The organism is Streptomyces sp. NPDC045998, from assembly GCF_056430285.1.
In genome coordinates, this window is record NZ_JBWKLJ010000009.1 from 179,172 (window position 1) to 200,813 (window position 21,642).

The window sequence follows — 21,642 nt, forward strand, 5'->3', positions numbered from 1 at the left end:
CGTTGGGTGACGGGGCCGAACCGTGCGTCCGTCCACTGGACGTTCTTCAGAGGAACAGACAATTGACCCCCCGCCAGACGAGCGGACGCCCGCTCAGGCGGGCTGGCTCGCCGCCGCGATCCGCTCGGCGCGCAGCGCCTCGTACCACCGGTCGTCGGTCGGCGGCAGCGCGTTCACATCGAGGGCCAGCTTCAGCAGCAGGTCCGCGATCTGCGGGTTGCGCGCCATGACCGGCCCGTGCATGTACGTCCCGAAGACGGTGTCGTTGTACGCGCCTTCGGTGCCGTCCCCGGTGCCGTTGCCCTTGCCGTACACGGTCCGGGCGAACGGGCGGGCGGTCGGGCCGAGGTGGGTGATGCCCTGGTGGTTCTCGAAGCCCGTCAGCTGGGGCAGGCCCAGGCGAGGGTCGATGTCGGCCAGCACGTCGCCGACGCACCGCTCGCCCTCGCCGCGCGTCGAGATGACGTCGATGAGGCCGAGGCCGGGCTCGCGCTCGCCCAGGTCGTTGATGAACTCGTGGCCGAGGATCTGGTACCCGGCGCACACCGAGAAGATGATGGCGCCGTTCTCGGCGGCGCGGTTCAGCCCGCCGTCACGCCGCAGCCGCTCGGCCGCGAGCCGCTGCGGCCGGTCCTCACCGCCGCCGATCAGGTAGATGTCACCGGACGTCGGGATGGGCTGGTCGCTGCGGACGTCCACCCGGTGCACGTCCAGGCCGCGCTGCCGGGCGCGGCGCTCCACCACCAGCGCGTTGCCCTGGTCTCCGTACGTGCTGAGCAGGTCCGGGTAGACCCACACCAGCCGCAGACTGCTGTCGCTCATGCTCATGTCCTTCGAGGCTCTCGATCGCTCGTGCTCAGTTGCCGACGCGGCGGCGTACGTCCTGGAACGCGGTGTAGTTCGCGATGAGCTCGATCCGGCCGGGCGGAGCCAGCTGGACGGCCTCGTCGATGGTGTCGCACACCCGGAAGTCCAGGCCCGCGACGTCCAGGCGCACCGCCAGGTCGAGGCGGCGGTCACCGATCACGAAGATCGGGTGCCCGGCGAGCCTCGGGTAGTCGACGTCCCAGAGCCAGGACGTGTCGGTGCCGTCGGCGCCGCGGGCGTTGACGGCCAGGATCACCGGCGTCGGCGGCGCGTCGATCAGCGAAAACGTTTCGAGCCAGCCCGCGGGGTTCTTCGCGAGCAGCAGCCGCAGGTCCCGGCCGAGGAACGACACCACGTCGTACCGTCCGGCCACCGCCTGCACCTGGTACATGCGCTCCAGCGCCACCTGCGGCGGTACGCCGAAGACCGCGGCGACCGCGGCCGACGTGGCGGCGTTCGCCTTGTTGGCGCGACCGGGCAGCTGGAGGTGGATCGGCCAGGCCGAGCCGTGCGGGTCGAGCACGTGGTCGCCGCTCAGCGCCCAGCTGGGGGCGGGGCGGCGGAAGCCGCACTCGCCGCAGAACCAGTCGTCGCCCGGGCGCTGCATGACACCGCCGCAGGCGGGGCACGACCAGGCGTCGTCCTTCCACTCCTGACCAGCGGCCACCCACACCACGTTGGCGGAGGACGACGCGGCCCACACCACCAGCGGGTCGTCGGCGTTGGCGATCACGACCGCCTTCGAGCCGGCCAGCCCCTCGCGCCACTTCTCCGCCAGCATGCGGGTCTCCGCGGCGCGGTCCAGCTGGTCGCGGGAGAGGTTGAGCAGCGCGACCGCCTTCGGCTCGGTGTCGCGCGCGACACCGGCCAGGTACTTCTCGTCGACCTCGATGACGCCGTACTTGGCGTCCGAGCCGCCGGCGAGCGCGGAGGTGATGCCCGCGGGCATGTTCGCGCCGAGCGCGTTCGAGACGACCGGGCCGCTGGCGCGCAGGGCCTCGGCGATCAGCCGGGTCGTGGTCGTCTTGCCGTTGGTCGCCGACACCAGGACGACGTCCAGGTGCTGCGCCAGCCGCCCCAGCAGGTCGGGGTCGAGCTTGAGCGCCACCTTGCCGCCGATCACCGATCCGCTGCCGCGTCCCGCAGCACGCGACACCGCCGCTGCGGCCTTTCCTGCCGTCACGGCCAGCTTGGCGCGCGGCGACAGCGGCTCCGTGTTGCCTGCCATCGTCCTTGTTCCTCCTAGCGTGGGTCCGGGCTCAGCCTATCGAGATCCGCCCGGGCGCCCGAACCGCGCCACCTGCCGAAACGGTCGGGCGACGGCCGAACCTACGCGGAAACCGCGCTCAAACCACGCGGAACGTACGCTGACGCCATGCGAAACCGCCCGATCCCCGGCAGTTCCGGTCGCGTACGAGCCATGACACTGCTCGGCGAACCGGTGCTGCACACGCCCTGCGAGCCCGTCACCGACTTCGGGCCCGAGCTGTCCCGGCTCGTCGAGGACATGTTCGCGACGATGTACGCCGCCGAGGGCGTCGGCCTCGCGGCGAACCAGGTCGGTGTCGGTTTGCAAGTGTTCGTCTACGACTGCCCGGATGACGACGATGTCCGGCACCTCGGCCACGTCGTCAACCCGCGGCTGGTCGAGGCGGACGGGGTGACGGTCCGCGGCCTGGAGGGCTGCCTCTCGCTGCCGGGCCTGGAGGCGGGCACGGAGCGCTACGACCACGCGGTGGTCGAGGGCGTGGACCGGCTGGGCGCGCCGGTGCGGGTGGAGGGCACGGGCTTCTTCGCCCGCTGCCTCCAGCACGAGTGCGACCACCTGGAGGGCATGGTGTACCCCGACCGCCTCACCGGCTGGCGCCGGGCCAAGGCCCTGCGGGCGGCGCGCCGCGCGCCGTGGACGCGGGAGCGCTGAGGACGCCGCTGCGCGGCGCTTTATCCCCTACCCGCCCCTTCCCGTAACCGGGGGCTCCGCCCCCGGACCCCCGCGCCTCAATCGCCGGCGGGGCTGAGTTTCGGCCCCGCCCCTAGAACCCGGGCCCGCCCTCGCGGTCGTCGACCTCCGCCAGGCGGCCCCACAGCAGGTCCGCCAGGCCCCGCACCAAGTCCTCCCGCGAGCACGGCCGTTCGCCGAGCCACCAGTCACCCGCCGCGTGCATCATGCCGACGATGCCGTGGCCCCACACCCGCGCCAGCGCCTCGCTGCCCGGGCCCAGGTCTATGCGCTCCGCGATGACCTCCGCGAGCTCCTCGCCCATGCGGCGCAGCAGCGGCGCCGAGTGGCGGCCGACGTCGAAGCCCTGCTCAGGCGTCTGGCCGGACTCCTCCGCCGGGTGCATCAGGAAGCGGTACACCTGCGGGCGCGCCTCGATCGCGGCGAGGTAGGTGTCGAGCGTCGCCTCCACCCGCCGGCGCCGGTCGGCCGGCGCGTCCAGCGCGGCGCGCAGCGCGGCCAGCAGGGCGTCCGTGTGACGCTTGGCGAGGGCGCGGTACAGGCCGCCCTTGTCGCCGAAGTGGCGGTAGAGGATCGGCTTGGTGATGCCCGCCTCCGCGGCGATGGCGTTCATCGACGCCTGGGGCCCGTCGCGGAGCACCACGCGGTCGGCGGCCTCGAGCAGTTCGCGTCGCCGCTGGTCGGCCGACCGCTGTTGGTCGGTCCGGTGTGTGGTGTCCATAGTGATTCTCCCCGCCCGTGCGATGTCCTGAGGCTTTGCGCAACGTAACACCCGCCCGCGCGCCGCTGCCGGTTGACAGCGGCTACTTACCGGTAACAGACTGCGGTTACCGTTAGTAACATCCTGGGAGGCAACATGGCCGCCGAGTTCACGCTCGACCTCAACGACGACCAGAAGCAGGTACGCGACTGGCTGCACGGTTTCGCCGAGAACGTGATGCGCCCGGCGGCGGCCGAGTGGGACGAGCGTGAGGAGACCCCCTGGCCGATCATCCAGGAGGCGGCCAAGGTCGGCATCTACTCCCTCGACTTCTACGCCCAGCAGTTCTTCGACCCCACGGGCCTCGGCATCCCGATGGCGATGGAGGAGCTCTTCTGGGGCGACGCGGGCATCGCCCTGTCCATCGTCGGCACCGGCCTCGCGGCCGTCGGCGTCCTCGCCAACGGCACCGAGGAGCAGATCGGCACCTGGATACCGCAGATGTACGGCGACGCCGACGACGTCAAGGTCGCCGCCTTCTGCTCCTCCGAACCCGACGCCGGCTCGGACGTCGCCTCGATGCGTACCCGCGCCGTGTACGACGAGGCCGCGGACGAGTGGGTCCTCAATGGCACCAAGACCTGGGCCACCAACGGCGGCATCGCCAACGTCCACGTCGTCGTCGCCGTCGTCGACCCCGAGCTCGGTTCCAAGGGCCACGCGTCCTTCATCGTCCCGCCGAACACCCCCGGCCTCTCCCAGGGCCAGAAGTTCAAGAAGCACGGCATCCGCGCCTCCCACACCGCCGAGGTCGTCCTCGACGGCGTACGCGTCCCCGGCTCCTGCCTCCTCGGCGGCAAGGAGAAGCTGGACGAGCGCCTCGCCCGCGCCCGCGAGAAGGCCAGGCAGGCCGGCAAGGACGAGGGCGAGCGTGTGAAGAACGCCGCCATGGCCACCTTCGAGGCCTCCCGCCCCGCCGTCGGCGCCATGGCCGTCGGCACCGCCCGCGCCGCGTACGAAGTGGCGCTCGACTACGCCAAGACCCGCGAGCAGTTCGGCCGCCCGATCATCGACAACCAGGGCGTCGCCTTCCAGCTCGCCGACATGCGCACCCAGATCGACGCCGCCCGCCTCCTGGTGTGGCGCGCCTCCTGGATGGCCACCACCGGCAAGCCGTTCACCTCCGCCGAGGGCTCCATGTCCAAGCTGTACGCGAGCGAGGTCGCCAAGAAGGTCACGGCCCAGGCCGTCCAGATCCTCGGCGGCAACGGCTACACCCGTGAGTACCCGGTGGAGCGCATGCACCGCGACGCCGCGATCTACACGATCTTCGAGGGCACCAGCGAGATCCAGCGCCTGGTCATCGCCCGTACGCTGTCGGGCATGCCGATCCGCTGACGGACCTCGCACGCCACCGCCCCCTCGGCCCCGCCGAACTGACATCCGGTTAGACTCACCGGGCTCGGCGCACGGTACGAGGGGGATCGCACATGGAACGCCCGCGTCAGGACGATCCGGTGCGGATCGGCCCCTATCTGGTGCTCGGGGCACTCGACCCCGAGACCGCCCGGCCGGCCGTCCCGGAACGCCGCTACCTCGCGCGCAGCGCCTCGGGGGACGACACCGTCCTCCTCGCCGTCCCCCGAGCCGACGCCGACCCGGACCGCTGGTGGGCCGAGGCCGAGAACGCGCGCCGCCACACCGCGCCCGGGCTGCTGGGCGTCACCTGGACCGGCCGGGACGGCCGACTCCCGTGGCGCGCCGCCCCGTACGTGCCCGCGCTCGCGCTGCCCGCGGCGCTCGACGCGCACGGCGGTCCGCTGCCGGAGCCGGCCGTCCGCTCCCTGGGCGCCGCCCTCGCCCGGACGCTGGCCGCCCTCCACGACCAAGGGGTCGCCCATGCCGGACTCTCCCCGTCCGCCGTGCTCATCACCGCCGAAGGCGTCCGGCTGACCGCCTTCGGAGCCGTACGCGCGGCCGCGCCCGACGGCGAGCGGCGCTGGGGCCTGCCCGGCCTGGAGCCCGGCAGCCTGGCGCCGGAGCAGGCCTCCGGCGGCCGGCCCCGCCCGCCCGGCGACCTGTACGGCCTGGGCGCGGTCCTGGCGTACGCGAGCACCGGGCACACCGTGCCCGAGAACGCCGAACTCCCCCCTTCCCTGCGGAACCTGATCGCGGGCTGCCTCGCCCGTGACCCCGCCGGCCGGCCGACCGCCCACCAGGCGCACGCCGCCTTCGCGTCGCCCGGACCGTCCGGCTCCCCGACGAGCCCCGTACCCACGGTCCTCGACACGGCGGGCCATCCGACGCCCTTGCCCGCCCGGGTGGTCGTCGCCCTCGCCCGGCAGGCGGCGCAGGTACTCGCCGCAGAAGCCGCCACGCCCTCCACGGCGGGCGGGTCCGCCGCGGCCGTCACCGTGACCGCCGCCCCCGCCCCCGCCCCGCCCGCGACCGCCCTGGACTGACGCACCCCATGTTCTCGCCGCTCATGCACGACGACCCGCGCCAACTGGGCGCCTACCGCCTCATCGCCCGCCTGGGCGGCGGTGGCATGGGCACCGTCTACCTCGCACGCTCCCTCAACGGCCGCACCGCGGCCCTGAAGACGGTGCACGCCCACATCGCCGGCGACCCCGCCTTCCGTACCCGCTTCCGCCTCGAAGTCGACGCGGCGCGCGTCATCGGGGGCGTCCACGGCGCCCGCGTCTTCGACGCCGACCCGCTGGCCGCGACGCCGTGGATGGCGACGGAGTACCTGCTGGGGCCGCCCCTCGACGAAGCCGTCGCCTCCTTCGGCCCCCTCCCCGAACCGGCGGTCCGCGCGCTCGGCGCCGGACTGTGCCGGGCGCTGGCCCGGCTGCACGCCTCGGAAGTGGTCCACCGCGACCTCAAGCCGTCCAACATCATGGTCACCGCCGAAGGCCCCAAGGTCATCGACCTCGGCATCGCGCGGGCGATCGGCGACGCCCATCTGACCCGTACGGGCGCGGCCGCCGGCACCCCGGCCTTCATGTCCCCCGAGCAGGCAACTGGCCAGGAACACACCCCGGCGGGCGACGTGTTCGCCCTGGCGAGCGTCCTCGTCCACGCCGCCACGGGCCACGGCCCCTTCGGCACCGGGCAGCCCGCCGACGTCCTCTACCGGGTGCGCTACGCCGAACCGGACCTGTCCGGCGTCCCCGAAGCCCTGCTCCCCGCCCTCTCCCACTGCCTCGCCAAGGACCCCGCCCAGCGCCCCTCCACCATGGAGCTGGCCGCCCGACTCGGTACCGAGCCGGAGTACTTCGCCGAGTGCCTCCCCGAACCGCTCCTCATGGAGATCGCCCGCCGCTCGGCGGCGGTCTGGCACGTGCGCCCCACGCGCCTGCCGCCCCCGGCGCACGAGACCGTCGCCGCCACCGCCACCGCCGCGGCCCCCGCGCCGGGCCGTGGAACCGGCCTCTCCCGCCGCAGGCTCCTCGCGCTGAGCGGCGGCTCCATCGCGGGCCTGGCCGCGGCGGGGGCCGGTGCGTGGGCCTGGCTGGGGAACCGGGGGAACGAGGGGAGCGGCGGGAACGCCGCGCCGAAGCCGGCGGACACCGCCGCGTCCGGGCCCCGCTGGGAGCTCCTCTGGCAGGTCGAGGCCCAGGGCAGCCCCGATCTCCTGCCGCCCGCGGCGATCCTCCTCAAGGACCTGGTCATCGCCTCGTACCACGGCAACTCCCTCCAGGGCATCGACCCGCGCACCGGCACGGTCCGCTGGGCGAACGAGCCGTCGGTGCTCCCGCACCGCGTGGCCGCCGACGGCGAGCACGTCCTCGCCCTGGACTACGCCTCCGAGGGCGAGCCACTGCGCGTCGCCACCGTCGACCCCGCGACGGGCGAACTGACGGACCCGCTCGCGGGACCCACGGACCTGAGCGGCGTGCCCCTCGGTACGCAACTGCTGTGCGCCGGGCGCGGCGCCGTGTACGTGGCCGCCTGCCGCGGCCCCCAGTCCGTGCGGGAGTTCCGCAAGGACCAGGCGTGGTTCCTCGCGGCCCTCGACAGCAGGACGGGAAAGCAGCTCTGGGCCGAACCGCTCCCCGCGCGGTCCGACGCCACTGAGCGCCTCCACTTCCTCGCCGCCGAGGTCAGAGGCGAACTCCTCGTGCTCGTACAGCAATCGGAGCAGGGTGACCTGAGCCTGGTCGTGCGCGACGCCGGCACCGGCAAGGTGCGCTGGAGCACCCCGCTCGGTGGCCCCGGCGGGCCCTTCACGCGCGCCGTCCTCACCGTGGACGACCAGCACGTCTACCCTGCGACCGGACGCCTGCAGGCCCTGGACCTGCGCAGCGGCGCCGTGGCCTGGCGCCACGAAGGAGCGACGCCACGCGCCCGGTTCGGGCCGCCCACCGTGAGGAACGGCGTCGCGTACGCCGTCGAGGAAGGGCGCGGCCTGGTCGCCCTCTCGGCAGGCGACGGGAAGGCGCTGTGGGCGCAGAAGGCCCGCCGGGTCGCGGAGACCGAGCTCGCCTACCCGCCCGTCGTCGGCCGAGCCGAGGTCTACAGCCCCTCACCCTCCGGACTCGTGGCCGCCGACCTGCGCACCGGCGCCCCCAAGGACACGGTCAAGGCCGCCCCGGCCCGCTACTACACCCATGAATCCGCCCAGCGGCTCATCGCCGTGGGCCCGTCCTCCGTAGCCGGATACCCGCTGCGATGAACCACGGAGAGCACTGATCACCGCCATGAACCCGCTGCAATTCGGAGATCCGGTCCGCCTCGGCCCGTACCGCCTGCTCGGTGTGCTGGGGGAAGGCGGCATGGGCAAGGTCTACGTCGGCCAGGACGGCGAGGGCCGGGCCGCGGCGGTGAAGGTGCTGCACCCCCACCTGTCGCACGACCAGAACCTCGCCCAGCGGTTCGTCCGCGAGGCGCGGATGGCCCAGGCCGTCTTGAGCCCCGGCGTGGCCAGGGTCCTCGACGCGCGGACGGAGGGCGGGCGCCCGTGGATCGCGAGCGAGTTCCTCACCGGCCCGACGCTGGAGCAGGCGGTCCGCGCGTACGGACCGCTCGACGAGCCCGCCGTGCGCGCCCTCGCCGAAGCGCTCGCGCGCACCCTGCACGACATCCACGCCGCCGGTCTCGTCCACCGCGACCTCAAGCCGGCCAACATCGTGCTGACGTCGGGCGGCCCCCGCGTCATCGACTTCGGCATCGCCCGCCCCGAACACGGCCTCACCCTCACCACCACCGGACAGGTCCCGGTCACCCCCGGCTTCGGCGCGCCCGAGCAGGTCCTGGGGCACCGGGTCGGCCCGTCCGCCGACGTCTTCTCGCTCGGCGCGGTCCTCGTCCACGCGGCGAGCGGGCAGCGGGCGTACGAGGGCGCCAACATCGCCGCCGTCCAGTACGAGGTCGTCCACGGCGCCCCGCGCCTGGACCGCGTGCCGCCCGCCCTGCGGCCGCTGATCGAGCCCTGTCTCGCCAAGGACCCCACGGCTCGGCCCACCCCGCAGGACCTCGTCCGCATGGCCGCCCCGCCCCGTGGGGCGAACCGCGTGTGGCGGCACGGCCCGATCGCCCAGGACATCACCACGCGGGAACTCGGCCTGCGAACGCTCACCTCGACAGTGCCGGGCGCCACCACCCAGACCCCGCGCCCCGTGTCGCGCCGCCGTCTCCTGACGACGGCCGCGGCGGGCGGCGCCGTCCTCGCGGCGGGAGGCGCGGCGGCGGTCTGGTGGAGCACGAGACCCCGCCGCACCGACGAGCTCTTCGACATCCCGCCCGCCGTGAAAGCGCCCCCGGGCCGGCTGCTGGACGCCAAGAAGGGGGACTTCGTCATCGGGCAGTCGCCCGAGCCCCTCTGGACGCTGAAGGACGTCCTCGCCGAGGGCTCCCCGGGACCCCTCCCGGCCGGGGACGTCGTGGTGGCCGGCACCGCGGACGGCGGCATCACGGCGTACGGCGTCGTCGACGGCAAGCGCCGCTGGACCGCGCCCGAGGCCAGGGCCGAGCGCCGCTACGCGTCGCTCTCCGACCGGCTGGTCGCGGGGATCGGCGCGGACGGCACGCTGCTGACCTTCGTCGCCTCCACCGGCCAACCGAAGTGGACGGCGCCGGCCGAGGCGTCCTCGATCCTCGGCGTGGACGACGACGCGGTGTACGTGGCCACCGAGGACGACCGGGTGCGTGCCGTCGGCCGCTCCGACGGCCGCCTCCGCTGGACCGTGCGCCTCGACACCGCCCTCGGGCGGGAAGCCGAGCCCCGCGGCACGGTGTCCGAGGGCTGCCTGGCCGTCACCACCAAGGCCGGTGACGTCACCGTCCTCGACACCGGCGACGGCCGCACGGTCTGGAAGGTGGGCCAGGAGTCCGACGAGCGGGTGGAGACCCTGGCGTCGGGCCGTACGCTCTTCCTCTCGGGCCACCGCTTCAGGGCCGTGGACATCACCACCGGCAAGCAGCAGTGGATCGCGGACCTCTCGCGGCAGGACGGCACGCCGATGCGCTGGGGGCCGCCGGCGCTGCACGGCGGCCTTGTCTACGTGGCCGCGCTGGGATCCCCGTTGCGCTTCGACGTCCGCACGGGCAAGACCGTCACCTGGGCCTGGGGCCTCCTCCTGGAAGGGCACCCCCGCACCCCGCTGGTCCTCCAAGGCAACGGCTTCTGGATGTTCGAGGTCGACGGGACCAGGACGGAGGCCGGGGCGGCGGTCCGCCACCGCGAGGACACCACCGGGACGATCTGGGGCTTCCGCGGCCTGCGGAAACCCGACCGCTGCTGGATGGTGGGCGATGCCCACCGCGTCTTCGTGCGCGACAGTACGACGCTCACCGCGCTGCCGGTCTTCTGACGCGGAAACCCCGGGAGGGGGTGTCCCTCCCGGGGTTTGCGGGCGGTGTCACTTCACCGAGCCCGCCATCACCCCCTGCACGAAGTGCCGCTGGAAGGCGAAGAAGACGACCACCGGCACCACCAGGGACAGGAACGCCCCCGGCGCCAGCACATCGATGTTGGAGCCGAACTGCCGCACCTGCGACTGCAGTTCCACCGTCAGCGGCTGCGACGAGGAGTCGGCGAAGAGGAGGGCCACCAGCATGTCGTTCCACACCCACAGGAACTGGAAGATCGCCAGGCTCGCGATCGCCGGGCGGCCCACCGGAAGGACGAGCCGGGTGAAGATGCGCCACTCGCCCCCGCCGTCCATCCGCGCCGCCTCCAGCATCTCGCGCGGGATGTCGGCGAAGTAGTTGCGCAGCAGGAAGATCGCGAACGGCAGTCCGTACGCCACGTGGAACAGCACCACGCCCGGGATCGTGCCGAACAGCCCCAGCTGCCCGAAGAGCTTCGCCACCGGCAGCAGGCCCACCTGCACCGGCACCACCAGCAGGGCCACCACCAGCAGGAAGATCCAGTCCCGGCCCGGGAACTCCAGCCAGGCGAAGGCGTACCCGGCCAGCGCCGCCACCACCACGACCAGCACGGTCGTCGGGACCGAGATCAGCACGGTGTTCCAGAAGGCCCGCGTGATGCCCGCGTTGTCCAGCAGCGTCGCGTAGTTGGCCAGCGACAGCTGCCCCGGCTCGGCCAGCGCCGTCCACCAGCCGCTCGACGCGCTGTCCCGCGCCGAGCGCAGCGACGACAGCAGCAGCCCGGCGACCGGGGTGATCCAGATCAGGCCCACCAGCGCCAGGAACGCCTGCACCAGGCTGTTCCCCAGCCACCGGCGCAGCCTGCCGCCGCTCCGAGCCGGTGCCGGTGCCGGTACGGTGTTCGCGCTCATGACTGACTCCTCCGGAAACGGCGGACGTTGAACACCATCGCCGGGATCACCAGCAGCAGGAGCAGCACGCCCAGCGCGCTGCCGAGCCCCTGGTCGTTGCCGCCGCCGAAGGACACCAGCCACATCTGGGTGGCCAGCACGGTGGCGTCCTCCTGCACCGGGCCCGGCGCGATGATGTAGATCAGGTCGAAGACCTTCATCACATTGATCACGAGCGTCACGAAGACCACCGTCAGCACGGGCGCCAGCAGCGGCACGGTGATCCGCCGGAACACCTGCCACTCGTTGGCGCCGTCCATCCGCGCCGCCTCCAGGCAGTCGCGCGGCAGCGACGACAGCCCGGCGCCGATCAGCACCATGGCGAAGCCCGTCCAGATCCACAGGTACGCACCGATGATCGCCGGCGTGACGAGCGCCGGGCCGAGCCAGGAGACGCCCTCGTACGGCGGCGCGAAGTTCGCCGCGGGCAGCCGCACGGTGTACGCGCCCGGGCCCAGGTCCGCGAGGCGGAACGAGCCGTCGGCCGCCGTGGTCGCGGTGGCGACGGCCTTGCCGTCCCGTACCGCCTCGACCGTCATCCCCGGCAGACCCCGCTCGGCGGCGTCCACCACGCCCGGGCGCCCCCCGCCGCCGGGTGTGAAGTCCAGGTAGACGGTGCCGCGCACCTCACGGGGGCCAGGCTCCGGCCCCGCGGCCGCGGCCTTCGCCTCCGCCGGCAGCTCCTTGGGCGGTACGCCGACGAGGCCGAGCGCCACCGTCGCGCCGGGCGCCACCGGTTCGGCGGTGCGGTACGAGCCGTCCGGCGCCCGGTCCAGGCCCCCGTCCTCCCGGGGCCGGGCCGCCGGGTAGGAGGAGGAGTCCTCGAAGACGCCGTGCACCCCGACCACCGCCGCGTTGAGCACGCCCTTGTCGGGGTCCTCCTCGTACGCCAGCCGGAAGATGATGCCCGCCGCCAGGAAGGAGACCGCCATCGGCATGAACAGCAGCAGTTTGAAGGCGGTGGCCCAGCGGACCTTCTCCACCAGCACGGCGAGCATCAGGCCGAGCCCGGTCAGCAGCGTCGGCGCGACGACCACCCAGATCGCGCTGTTGCGCAGGGCGGTGAGCGTCGCCGGGTCACGGAACATCTCCGCGTAGTTGCCGCCGCCGACGAACCGGGTGCCGGACGCGTCGAAGAAGCTGCGCCCGACCGAGAAGACCACGGGGTAGACGACCAGCGCGCCGAGCAGCAGCAGCGCGGGCAGGACGAACACCACGGCGATGGTCCGGCGGCGCCGCCGGGCGCGGGCCCGGCCGTCCGCGGGCCGGGGCCCGCCCGGCCCGCTCTTGGCGACGGGCGGGGGAGGGGCGGTGAGTGTGCTCATGACCCTCGCCTCAGCCCTTGTTCGGCTTGTACGCCTTGGCCGCCGCGGCCTCCAGCGCCGCCGCCGTGGCCGCCGGGTCCTTCGGGTCGCGCAGGAAGTCCTGCAGCAGCTTCCACTCGCCCGCGCCCTTCGTGCCGCCGAACGCCGCCGGGGCCTGGTCCGACATGTCGAAGCGCACCGCATCCCCGGCCGCGATCAACGACTTGGCGGTCTCGCGCAGCGTGTCGTCCCCGTACGCTTCGAGGTCCAGCTCCTTGTTGGGGGAGAGGAAACCGCCCGCCCCGGCCCACGCGGCGGCCGCCTCCGGCGTCGCGAGGAACTCCAGGAACGCCATGGCGGCCTTCTGGTTCTTGCCGTCCTTCAGGACGACGGCCGCGTCGCCGCCGCTGACCACCGGCGCCTTGCCGCCCGCGACCGCCGGGAAGGGGAAGAACCGCGCGTCCTCGCCGATCTTCCTCCCGAACTGGTCCTTGGCGATCCCGGCGACGAAGTCGCCCTCGTACACCATCCCGGCCTCCGGCTCCGGGCCGAAGACCTTCTCGACGGAGCCCGGGAAGTCGGTGGCGAGCGCGCCCTTCTGGCCGCCCGCGATCAGCTTCTTGTCGGAGAAGAGCGCGCCGAGCGTGGTGAGCGCCTTGACGACCGTGGGGTCGGTCCACTTGATCTCGTGCCGGGCGAGCTGGTCGTACTTCTCGGGCCCGGCCTGGGAGAGGTAGACGTTCTCGAACCAGTCGGTGAGCGTCCAGCCGTCCTCACCGGCGACCGCGAAGGCCGGCAGACCCGAGTCGGAGACCGCCTGCCCCGCCTTCAGCATCTCCTCGTACGTCTTCGGGGGCGTGACGCCCGCCTGCTCCAAGGCGTCCGGGCTGTACCAGACGGTCGACTTGTGGGCGGCCTTGAAGTACAGGCCGTAGAGCTTGCCGTCGACGGAGCCGTACTCCTTCCACACCGGCGCGTAGTTGGCGTCGACGGCCTTCACGGTGGCCGGGGAGAGCGGCGTCAGCCACTTCTCCTCGGCGAACTGCCGCAACACCCCGAGCTGCGGGACCATCACCACGTCGGGGGCGTTGCCGCCCTCGATCTTGCTGCCGACGACGGTGGAGACGTTGTCGCCGGTCGAGGTGAACTGCGTCTTCGCGCCGGTCTTCGCGGTGAAGGCGTCCAGCACCTTCTGGAAGTTCTTCTGCTCGGCGCCCGACCACACACCGGCCACGTTGAGGGTCTGGCCGCTGAGCTCCTTGCTCCCTCCCCCCGCGCTGACCGGGCCGCCGCCGCAGGCGGTCGCGCCCAGTGCCAGGGTGAGGGTGAGGGCCGAGCAGCGGGCGAGCACTGTCCGTCGTCGCGTCATCTCTGTGATCCCTTCGGGGTGGTGGTGTGGTCGTCGCTGATCCACCAGGCGGCGGTGGAGCCGGGCAGGGAGCCGTCCGGGCAGATGCCGCTGGACAGCAGGGGGGCGCCGGCGACCGGGGCGGGCACCGGGGCGGTGGTGAAGTTCACGGCGCAGACCAGGCCGTCGCCGCGTACGAAGGCGAGGACGCCGGGCGGCGTGTCGTCGAGCCAGTGCAGGGAGCCCTCGCCCAACTGAGGCAGCCCGCGCCGCAGCTGCAGGCCCTCGCGGTACAGGTGCCAGAAGGAGCGGGTGTCCGCCAGCGCCCGCTCGGTGGCGTGCTCGGCGAACCAGCCCGGCTGCGGCAGCCACGGCCGCGCGCCCTCGGCACCGGTGGAGAAGCCGAACGGCGAGGCGTGCCCCGACCAGGGCAGCGGCACGCGGCAGCCGTCGCGGATCCGGGCCCGGCTGCCGGTGCGCCGGAAGATCGGGTCGGTGAGCACCTCGTCCGGCAGGTCCACGACCTCCGGCAGGCCCAGCTCCTCGCCCTGGTAGATGTACGCGGCGCCCGGCAGCGCCAGCATCAGCAGCGCCGCCGCCCGCGCCCGGGCGGCGCCCAGGCCGCTGCCCTCGGTGCCGGACTCGCCGTAGCGGGTGACGGTGCGCACCTGGTCGTGGTTGTTGAGCACCCAGGTGACGGTGGAGCCGGTGCCCGCGATGTCGCGGATGGCCTCGTCGATGACCTTGCGGAAGGTGTCGGCGTCCCAGGGCGCGCTCAGCAGGTCGAAGAAGAACGCCTGGTGCAGCTCGTCGGGTCGCACGTACTTGGCGTGCTCGCGGGCGGTCGGTACGGAGACCTCGCCGACCAGCAGCCGCTCGCGGCCGTCGCGGGCGGTGTACTCCTCGCACACCGCGCGCCAGGCGCGCCACACGTCGTGCACCTCGGGCTGGTTCCAGGCGAGCGGGTTGACCGAGTCGCGGGTGCGGGCGTCGGCCTCGGGGTCGGGGGAGTCGGGCAGCTCCGGGTGCTTGAAGAGCCCGGCGGCCACGTCGATGCGGAAGCCGTCGACGCCCCGGTCCAGCCAGAACCGCAGGACGTCGTCGAAGTGCGCGGGCACCTCGGGGTTGCGCCAGTTCAGGTCCGGCTGCTCGGGCGTGAACATGTGCAGGTACCACTGGCCCGGCGTGCCGTCCGCCTCGACCACCCGGCTCCACGCCGGACCGCCGAACATGGCGTGCCAGTTGTTGGGCGGTACGTCGCCGTCCGGGCCGCGCCCCTCGGCGAAGTGGAAGCGGGCGCGGGCCTCGCTGCCGGGGCCGGAGGCGAGCGCCTCGCGGAACCAGGCGTGCTCGCTGGAGCAGTGGTTGGGGACGATGTCGAGCAGCACCTTGATGTCGAGGCGGTGAGCGGCGGCCACCAGCCGCTCGAACTCGTCGAGGTCGCCGAAGACCGGGTCGACGTCGCAGTAGTCGGCGACGTCGTAGCCGTGGTCGGCTTGCGGTGACGGGTAGAAGGGGCTCAGCCAGATGCCGTCGACGCCGAGCTTCTTGAGGTACGGCAGGCCGGCCCGGACCCCGGCGAGGTCGCCGATCCCGTCGCCGGTGCTGTCCAGGAAGCTGCGGACGTACACCTGGTAGATCACCGCGTCGCGCCACCAGTGGCGGCTGCTGAGGGCTGTGAGCATCACCCGTTGACCTGTTTCTGCGTGAAGGGGTGCACGCCACCCAGAGCGGGTAGCGGTTATGCATGCATGTTAGGTATTCAGGTCGAGGGGGTGTCAATGAACGTGCGGCAAACAGCAGGAAGTTGGGGGTATGTATACCGATTTGCCCCTCCTTGGAGAGAGGGGTATGGCGGGCGTCGTTACCTAACGGGTATGTAGAAGGGTCGGCGGAGCCGTCAGCGACGGCGGGCGATGGCCGCCAGCTCGCCGGCCAGCCGCCGCACCGCCGCCTCGGGCGACTGGTGCTGCGCCATCACGTCGTGCGCCACCGCCTGCACCGCGAGGCTCACCTGCTCGTAGTGCGGGCTCTTCGGGCGCGGCGCCGCCGCGAGCACGCTCGCCCGCAGCGTCGGCAGGTACGGGAACGCCCGCACCAGCGCCGGATCCCGGTACAGCTCCGCCCGCACCGGCGGCAGCGCGCCCTCCGTCAGGACACGGCGCTGCACCTCCTCGCCGGTCAGGTACGCGATGAGGTCGCGCGCCGACCGGGGGTGGCGCGCCTGGGTGCTCACCGCCAGATTGGAGCCGCCCAGCACGCTTGTGCCCGGCCCGTCGGGCCCCGGCAGCGGCACCGCGCCGAACCTCCCCGCCACCTTCGACCCCGGGCCGGAGGCACCGGCGTACGCGTACGGCCAGTTCCGCAGGAACAGCAGCCTGCCGTCCTGGAAAGCCTGCCGGGACTCCTCCTCCTTGTACGCCAGGGCCTCGCGCGGGATCCAGCCGTCGCGCACCCCGCGCGCGAGGAAGCCGAGCCCGGCGCGGGCCGCGGCGGAGTCCACGGTGACCCGCTCGCCCTCGTCGCCGAGGATCGTGCCGCCCGCCGAGTACACCGCCTCGGCGGCGTTGACCGTGAGCCCCTCGTACGGCAGGAACTGCCCCGCGTACCCGCCCACGCCGAACCTCGGCGCGAGGGTCCGGGCCTGGTGCTCCAGCTCCGCCCAGGTGCGCGGCGGATCGGCACCCGCGCGGTCCAGCAGGTCCTTGCGGTAGAACAGCATCCCGGCGTTGGTGACGTACGGGACGGCGTACAGCCTCCCGTCGTACGTCGCCGTGTCCACCACGGGCGGCAGGAAGCTCTTCAGCGGGAAGCGGTCGCGCTCCAGCGGCGCGATCCAGCCCGCCGCGGCGAACTCCGAGGTCCAGGCGACGTCGATGTTGAGGACGTCGAAGCGGCCCCCGCCCGGACGCAGGTCCGTGATCATCTGCGCGCGGGTCTCGTCGGCGGAGTCCGGCAGCTCGACGAGCGTGACGCGCTCGCCGGGGTGGTCGCGGTTCCAGCCCTCCAGCACCGGGCCGAGATAGCCCGTGAGGTCCCCGGCGGTCGCCAGCGTGAGGGGCCCGCGCCCGTCGCCGCGCACCCCGGCCGCCCGCTCGCCGCTCGCGGGCGCGGGCGAGGCCACGTACCCGCTCAGGACGACGGCGACCGCGAGGAGCCCCCTACCGGCGGCGCGCATCCACCGCATAGGTTCCTCCTTGAGCACGGCGCCGTACACCTTCGTCCGGCGTCAGGGCATGTATACCCGTTAGGCATGGGCGATACTAGAGCTCACATCACATTGGGAGCACGCGGAGGAGGACGGCACCGGTGCGGCTTCCCCTCCTCGCCCTGCTGGCCCGCGGACCCGCCCACGGCTACGAGCTCAAGCAGGACCTTGAGCAGCTGCTGGGCGCCGCGTACCCTCCCACCAACGTCGGCCAGATCTACGTCACCCTCGGCCGGCTGGAGAAGTCCGGGCTCATCGAGGGCGAGGAGATCGCCCAGGAGAGCCGCCCCAACAAGAAGATCTACCGCCTCACCGAGGCCGGGCAGGAAGCGCTGCGCGCCTGGTTCGAGGAGACGGCGGACGAACCGAGGGTCCGCGACGAGTTCTTCATGAAACTCGCCCTCGCCCCCCGGACCGGCCTCGCCGACCAGATCGCCCTCATCAACAGACAGCGCCGCGAGTACCTCAACACCATGCGCAACCTCTCCAAGCTGGCCGCCACCGAAGACCGGGACAACCGCATCGCCCACCTGCTGATCGAGGGCGCCATGCTCCACCTCCAGGCGGACCTCGACTGGCTGGAGCGCTGCCAGGAGGAGTTGGAGGAGCTGCAGTGACGGACTCCCACGCGATACCCCTGCTGCGCGCCGAAGGGCTCGTCAAGACCCACCACGGCGAAGGCGCGCCCGCCCACGCCGTACGCGGCGTCGACCTGACCGTCCGGCGCGGCGAGTTCGTCGCCGTCACCGGACCCTCCGGCGCCGGCAAGTCCACCCTGCTGCACCTGCTGGGCGGGCTCCAGCGCCCCGACGAGGGCTCCCTCTGGCTCGACGGCGAACGCACCGACGGCTACAGCGAGGCCCGCTGGGCCGTGGAGCGGCGCCGCAGCATCGGCATCGTCTTCCAGTTCTTCAACCTGGTCTCCAACCTCACCGTCGCCGACAACGTCGAGCTGCCCGCGCTCCTCGCCGGCCGCTCCGCCCGGCAGGCCCGCGCCGCCCGCGAGAAGCTCCTCGCCGAACTGGGCCTGGAAGGCAAGGAGCGCAGCATGCCCGGCGAGCTCTCCGGCGGCCAGCAGCAGCGCGTCGCGCTCGCCCGCGCGCTGGTCAACCAGCCCCGGCTGCTCCTCGCCGACGAGCCGGCCGGCAGCCTCGACAGCAAGGGCACCCGCGAGGTCATGCGGCTGCTGACCCGCTTCCACGCGGCCGGCCAGACCATCGTGCTCGTCACCCACGACGCCCGGCTCGCCAGCGCCGCCGACCGGGTCATCAGCTTCTTCGACGGCCGCATCGCCGACGACGCCGCACTCGGCACCACCCCGCCGCGCGCCGCCGGCCGCGGCCTGTCCGGCGTCCTCGAACTCAACGAACTGAAGGACTGACCGGCGTGCGGGCCATGCTGCGCTGGGCGCACGCCGACCTCCGCACCCACCGGGGCGAGGCGCTCTTCATGATCGCCGCGACCGCCGGGATCGTCGCCTCGCTGCTCCTCGCGACCGCCCTCTTCGGCTACGCCACCAACCCCTGGCAGCGGCTCTTCGCCCAGTCGCGCGGCGCCCATGTCTGGATCCACACCGGCCCCGCCGCCGACGCCGCCCGGCTCGCCTCGCTCGACGGCGTCGAGGCCACCGCCGGCCCCTACCGCACCGCGACGACCACCGTCGCCTCGCGCGGCGCCCGGGCCGCCGTCGAACTGCGCGCCGCGGCCGCCCGGCCGCCCGCGACGGGCCGCCCCCTGCTCGCCTCCGGGCGCTGGCTCGACCCCGCCGTCCCGGACGGCGTCGTCCTGGAGTCCACCCTCGCCCGCGCCCTGTGGGCCGAACCGGGCGACCGGATCACCCTGCCCTCCGGCACCCCCCTCACCGTCGTCGGCGTCGCGGACACCGCCGAGCCCCGCTACCGCCCGGGCGAACGGCCCGGCACCGTGTGGGCGCCGCCGTCCGCCGTGCCCGCCGACCGCACCGGCGGCCAGGTCGTCGGGCTGCGGCTCGCCGACCCCGACGCCACCGGTTACGCCGTGCAGCGCGCCGTCACGACCCTCGGCGCCGGAGCCGTCACCGACGTCACCACCTGGCAGCAGACCCGCGGCGAGGCGCAGGGCGACACCCGGCTCCTCGGTCAGGTCCTCGGGCTCTTCGGCCTCGGCGCCCTGATCGCCGCCGCGCTCGCCGTGTTCGGCGCCATCAGCACCCGGGTGCGCGGCCATCTGCGGGACGTCTCCGTCCTCAAGGCCATCGGCTTCACCCCCGGCCAGGTCGTACGCGTCTTCCTGGTCCAGCACCTCGCCTTCGCGGCCCTCGGCGCGGTCCTCGCCACCGTGCTCATCCAGGCGCTCGGCGCCCGCCTGCCGGGCCGCCTCGGCGACGCGGTCGCGGTCTGGCAGGGGCTGCCCGGCCACACGGCGGCCCTGCTCGCGGTGCCCGTCGCGGCGGTGCTCTTCATCGGCGCGGCGACCTGCCTCGCCGCCTGGCGCGCGGGGCGCGTGGAACCGGTACCGGTGCTGCCCGCGGGCGCGGCCCCCGGGGCCGGTCTCTCGCGTGCCGGCCGCGCGGCGCTCGGGGCCGGGGTGCCGGCCCCGCTCGTCCTCGGATGGCACCAGGCCTTCGGGCGCGGCCGGCGGGCCCCGGCCACGGTCGTCCGGCTCGCGCTGCCGCTGCTGCTGATCATCGTGGCGCTCGGCGCCTGGACGACCATCGAGCGCTTCGACAGCCGCCCCGAACAGCTGGGCCTCGCCGCCGCGCTCACCGCCCGCCCCGGCGCGGGCCTCACCGACCGCGAGGCGGCCGCGCTCCTCACGGCGCACCCCGCCGTCCGGGCCGCGCACCCCGGCCTGGAGGTCGCCGCCCTCGTGCCCGGCCAGACCGGCACCATCGCCCTGCGCGGCCTCGGCACCCGCGCCGCGCCCTACCCGTACACCGTCGCCGAGGGCCGCCCGGCGCACGGCCCCGACGAGGCGGTGGCCGGGCAGGGGCTCCTCGACCACCTCGGCGTACGCGTCGGCGACTGGGTCCGCGTCACGGTCGGCGGCCACCCGCAGGTGCTGCACCTGGTGGGCCGCAGCATCGAGCCGGAGAACGGCGGCCGGGTCATCTCGACCTCGCTCGACACCCTCCGGGAGAACGACCCCGCCCTGCGCGCCACCCTCTACCAGCTCCAGCTGGCCCCCGGCGCCGACCCGCGCGCGGTCCGCGCCGAACTCGCCGCCGCCTCCGAAGGCCGGCTCGACGTCCACGAGGTCACCACCCCCGCCGACCGCCTCTCGGCACTGCGCGGTGTCGTCGTCGGCCTGATCGCCGTGCTCGCCCTGATCGGCCTCACCGAACTGTCCACCGCGATCGGCGGCAGCCTGCGCGACGGCGAACGCGACCTGCTGGCCCTCAAGGCCATCGGCCTGTCCCCGCGCCAGATCGCGGCCGTCACCGTGACGGCCATCGGCTGTACGGCCCTGGCCGCCGCACTCCTCGCGACCGCCCTCGGTGTGCCCTTCGCGCACTGGCTCATCGACCACGAGGCGCACGCCACCGGCATCGGCGCGGGGATCGCCCACGCCCCGGCCCCGCCGCACCTCGCGGCCCTCGCCGCGGCCGCCGTGCTCGGCGCGATCGCCCTCACCGCCCTCCCGGCGGCCCGCGCCGCCCGCCACCGCCTCGCGGACACCCTCAGCGCGGCGGCCTGAGAGCGACGGCCTGAGCGCGGCGGCGCAAGCGGGCGGACGGGCCCGGGCGGCGCCGTCAGCGGTGCACGAAGTCCCGCACCTGCGCGTACACCACCGGATCGGTGCCCAGGGCGCTGTGCCCGAGGCAGGCCGTCCGGGTGTTGGCCGCGCCGCTCAGGGCGACGGTGCTGTCCGGGTTGATGAAGCCGTCACACGGTGACCACCACGTGGCATGGCGAACCCCCTCGGGGGTCTCGTCGCCGGAGTTGAGCGCGGTGAGAAAGGCGGAGCCGATGCGCATCTCCGTACACGAGGTGTCGTAGCAGGACTCGGCGGCGTCGGTGCCGTGGTTGGGGCCGCCGAGGGATACCCAGGCGTCGGTCTTCCCGCTGCCGCCGAGCTCCTTGGCGTAGTGGCGGCTGGACAGCCCGCCCATGGAGTGGGTGACGACGTCGACCCGGGACGCGCCGGTCTCCGCGAGCAGCCGGTCGACCTGGGCCGAGACCTCCTGCGCGGTGGTGGCATTGGACTGGCGCCAGTCGTAGCTCCACTGCCGCAGGTGCGTGGACGGCCAGCCGTCCGCGCGGAAGCGGTCCGCCATGGTGTTCCAGTACGCGCCGGACGAGTTGTACCCGTGCACGAACAGCACGGGATGCCGGGTGGGGGTGGCGGTGGCGGAGGCGTCGGCCGGGACGGCGGTGCTCAGGCCGAGCAGAGTGCCCGCGACGGCGACGGAAAGCAGGTGCTTCTTCATGACCTACCTCGAAGAGGGCCGCGTGGGGGGCGCGAGAGGAGGTTACTGGTGAGTACACCG

Annotated in this window: 17 protein-coding genes; 8 read left to right on the plus strand and 9 right to left on the minus strand. The window is 73.8% G+C overall.

Features of this window, described 5'->3' with window-relative positions; all coding sequences use genetic code 11:
- Positions 1 to 93: 93 nt before the first annotated feature.
- Positions 94 to 822: a type 1 glutamine amidotransferase gene (locus AC07FJ_RS25900; RefSeq protein ID WP_361420350.1), complete on the minus strand. Its 729-nt coding sequence runs from the start codon at positions 820 to 822 to the stop codon at positions 94 to 96.
- Between the two features lie 34 nt (positions 823 to 856).
- Complete coding sequence (locus AC07FJ_RS25905) at positions 857 to 2,095, minus strand: Mur ligase family protein (protein WP_361420347.1); 1,239 nt, start codon at positions 2,093 to 2,095, stop codon at positions 857 to 859.
- Between the two features lie 147 nt (positions 2,096 to 2,242).
- Between AC07FJ_RS25905 and def the strand changes: the two genes are divergently transcribed.
- Positions 2,243 to 2,788: a peptide deformylase gene (gene def, locus AC07FJ_RS25910; protein WP_479051697.1), complete on the plus strand. Its 546-nt coding sequence runs from the start codon at positions 2,243 to 2,245 to the stop codon at positions 2,786 to 2,788.
- A 112-nt stretch (positions 2,789 to 2,900) separates the two neighbouring features.
- Here the strand turns inward: def and AC07FJ_RS25915 are convergent, their stop codons facing one another.
- Positions 2,901 to 3,548, minus strand: coding sequence for a TetR/AcrR family transcriptional regulator (locus tag AC07FJ_RS25915; protein WP_361420341.1), 648 nt, complete (start codon positions 3,546 to 3,548; stop codon positions 2,901 to 2,903).
- Positions 3,549 to 3,683: 135 nt separating this feature from the next.
- On the opposite strand from AC07FJ_RS25915, the gene AC07FJ_RS25920 reads away from it, so the two are divergent.
- The 4 genes from AC07FJ_RS25920 to AC07FJ_RS25935 all read left to right on the plus strand — a co-directional run bounded on the left by AC07FJ_RS25920 (position 3,684) and on the right by AC07FJ_RS25935 (position 10,345).
- Positions 3,684 to 4,925 (plus strand): acyl-CoA dehydrogenase family protein, encoded by a 1,242-nt coding sequence (locus tag AC07FJ_RS25920; RefSeq protein WP_479051699.1) that lies wholly within the window; start codon positions 3,684 to 3,686, stop codon positions 4,923 to 4,925.
- 92 nt (positions 4,926 to 5,017) lie between these two features.
- The gene (locus AC07FJ_RS25925; RefSeq protein WP_479051700.1) at positions 5,018 to 5,989 is read left to right on the plus strand and encodes a serine/threonine protein kinase; all 972 of its coding nucleotides are present in this window, start codon (positions 5,018 to 5,020) and stop codon (positions 5,987 to 5,989) included.
- Between the two features lie 8 nt (positions 5,990 to 5,997).
- Complete coding sequence (locus tag AC07FJ_RS25930; RefSeq protein ID WP_479051701.1) at positions 5,998 to 8,208, plus strand: protein kinase domain-containing protein; 2,211 nt, start codon at positions 5,998 to 6,000, stop codon at positions 8,206 to 8,208.
- Positions 8,209 to 8,233: 25 nt separating this feature from the next.
- Complete coding sequence (locus AC07FJ_RS25935; RefSeq protein WP_479051702.1) at positions 8,234 to 10,345, plus strand: serine/threonine-protein kinase; 2,112 nt, start codon at positions 8,234 to 8,236, stop codon at positions 10,343 to 10,345.
- Positions 10,346 to 10,393: 48 nt separating this feature from the next.
- On the opposite strand, the gene AC07FJ_RS25940 is transcribed toward AC07FJ_RS25935, so the two are convergent.
- The 5 genes from AC07FJ_RS25940 to AC07FJ_RS25960 form a co-directional block, all read right to left on the minus strand.
- The gene (locus AC07FJ_RS25940) at positions 10,394 to 11,275 is read right to left on the minus strand and encodes a carbohydrate ABC transporter permease (RefSeq protein WP_479051703.1); all 882 of its coding nucleotides are present in this window, start codon (positions 11,273 to 11,275) and stop codon (positions 10,394 to 10,396) included.
- Complete coding sequence (locus AC07FJ_RS25945) at positions 11,272 to 12,639, minus strand: carbohydrate ABC transporter permease (protein WP_479051704.1); 1,368 nt, start codon at positions 12,637 to 12,639, stop codon at positions 11,272 to 11,274. Before AC07FJ_RS25945 ends, AC07FJ_RS25940 begins: the two co-directional genes overlap by 4 nt.
- Before the next feature lie 10 nt (positions 12,640 to 12,649).
- Complete coding sequence (locus tag AC07FJ_RS25950; protein WP_479051705.1) at positions 12,650 to 13,987, minus strand: ABC transporter substrate-binding protein; 1,338 nt, start codon at positions 13,985 to 13,987, stop codon at positions 12,650 to 12,652.
- Positions 13,984 to 15,651, minus strand: coding sequence for a glycoside hydrolase family 13 protein (locus AC07FJ_RS25955; RefSeq protein ID WP_479051706.1), 1,668 nt, complete (start codon positions 15,649 to 15,651; stop codon positions 13,984 to 13,986). The genes AC07FJ_RS25950 and AC07FJ_RS25955 overlap by 4 nt, the downstream gene beginning before the upstream one ends.
- Before the next feature lie 215 nt (positions 15,652 to 15,866).
- Complete coding sequence (locus AC07FJ_RS25960) at positions 15,867 to 17,153, minus strand: ABC transporter substrate-binding protein (RefSeq protein ID WP_479051707.1); 1,287 nt, start codon at positions 17,151 to 17,153, stop codon at positions 15,867 to 15,869.
- Between the two features lie 122 nt (positions 17,154 to 17,275).
- Between AC07FJ_RS25960 and AC07FJ_RS25965 the strand changes: the two genes are divergently transcribed.
- Genes AC07FJ_RS25965 through AC07FJ_RS25975 form a run of 3 tightly spaced genes read left to right on the plus strand, consistent with a single transcriptional unit; the run spans position 17,276 to position 20,849 of the window.
- Complete coding sequence (locus AC07FJ_RS25965) at positions 17,276 to 17,791, plus strand: PadR family transcriptional regulator (RefSeq protein ID WP_479051708.1); 516 nt, start codon at positions 17,276 to 17,278, stop codon at positions 17,789 to 17,791.
- A complete protein-coding gene (locus tag AC07FJ_RS25970; RefSeq protein ID WP_361420309.1) occupies positions 17,788 to 18,555 on the plus strand; it encodes an ABC transporter ATP-binding protein in 768 nt (255 codons plus the stop codon). Before AC07FJ_RS25965 ends, AC07FJ_RS25970 begins: the two co-directional genes overlap by 4 nt.
- A 5-nt stretch (positions 18,556 to 18,560) precedes the next feature.
- Positions 18,561 to 20,849, plus strand: a complete 2,289-nt coding sequence (locus AC07FJ_RS25975; protein ID WP_479051709.1) for an ABC transporter permease — start codon at positions 18,561 to 18,563, stop codon at positions 20,847 to 20,849.
- Positions 20,850 to 20,904: 55 nt separating this feature from the next.
- On the opposite strand, the gene AC07FJ_RS25980 is transcribed toward AC07FJ_RS25975, so the two are convergent.
- Entirely contained in the window at positions 20,905 to 21,582 is a 678-nt protein-coding gene (locus AC07FJ_RS25980; RefSeq protein ID WP_479051710.1) for an esterase/lipase family protein, read from the minus strand.
- Positions 21,583 to 21,642 lie beyond the last annotated feature (60 nt).

What these genes read in the sequence shown, in the direction of transcription:
- AC07FJ_RS25900 (WP_361420350.1), bottom strand. Translation starts at nt 822, where the DNA reads ATGAGCGACAGCAGTCTGCGGCTGGTGTGGGTCTACCCGGACCTGCTC.
- AC07FJ_RS25905 (WP_361420347.1), bottom strand. Translation starts at nt 2,095, where the DNA reads ATGGCAGGCAACACGGAGCCGCTGTCGCCGCGCGCCAAGCTGGCCGTG.
- def (WP_479051697.1), top strand. Translation starts at nt 2,243, where the DNA reads ATGCGAAACCGCCCGATCCCCGGCAGTTCCGGTCGCGTACGAGCCATG.
- AC07FJ_RS25915 (WP_361420341.1), bottom strand. Translation starts at nt 3,548, where the DNA reads ATGGACACCACACACCGGACCGACCAACAGCGGTCGGCCGACCAGCGG.
- AC07FJ_RS25920 (WP_479051699.1), top strand. Translation starts at nt 3,684, where the DNA reads ATGGCCGCCGAGTTCACGCTCGACCTCAACGACGACCAGAAGCAGGTA.
- AC07FJ_RS25925 (WP_479051700.1), top strand. Translation starts at nt 5,018, where the DNA reads ATGGAACGCCCGCGTCAGGACGATCCGGTGCGGATCGGCCCCTATCTG.
- AC07FJ_RS25930 (WP_479051701.1), top strand. Translation starts at nt 5,998, where the DNA reads ATGTTCTCGCCGCTCATGCACGACGACCCGCGCCAACTGGGCGCCTAC.
- AC07FJ_RS25935 (WP_479051702.1), top strand. Translation starts at nt 8,234, where the DNA reads ATGAACCCGCTGCAATTCGGAGATCCGGTCCGCCTCGGCCCGTACCGC.
- AC07FJ_RS25940 (WP_479051703.1), bottom strand. Translation starts at nt 11,275, where the DNA reads ATGAGCGCGAACACCGTACCGGCACCGGCACCGGCTCGGAGCGGCGGC.
- AC07FJ_RS25945 (WP_479051704.1), bottom strand. Translation starts at nt 12,639, where the DNA reads ATGAGCACACTCACCGCCCCTCCCCCGCCCGTCGCCAAGAGCGGGCCG.
- AC07FJ_RS25950 (WP_479051705.1), bottom strand. Translation starts at nt 13,987, where the DNA reads ATGACGCGACGACGGACAGTGCTCGCCCGCTGCTCGGCCCTCACCCTC.
- AC07FJ_RS25955 (WP_479051706.1), bottom strand. Translation starts at nt 15,651, where the DNA reads ATGCTCACAGCCCTCAGCAGCCGCCACTGGTGGCGCGACGCGGTGATC.
- AC07FJ_RS25960 (WP_479051707.1), bottom strand. Translation starts at nt 17,153, where the DNA reads ATGCGGTGGATGCGCGCCGCCGGTAGGGGGCTCCTCGCGGTCGCCGTC.
- AC07FJ_RS25980 (WP_479051710.1), bottom strand. Translation starts at nt 21,582, where the DNA reads ATGAAGAAGCACCTGCTTTCCGTCGCCGTCGCGGGCACTCTGCTCGGC.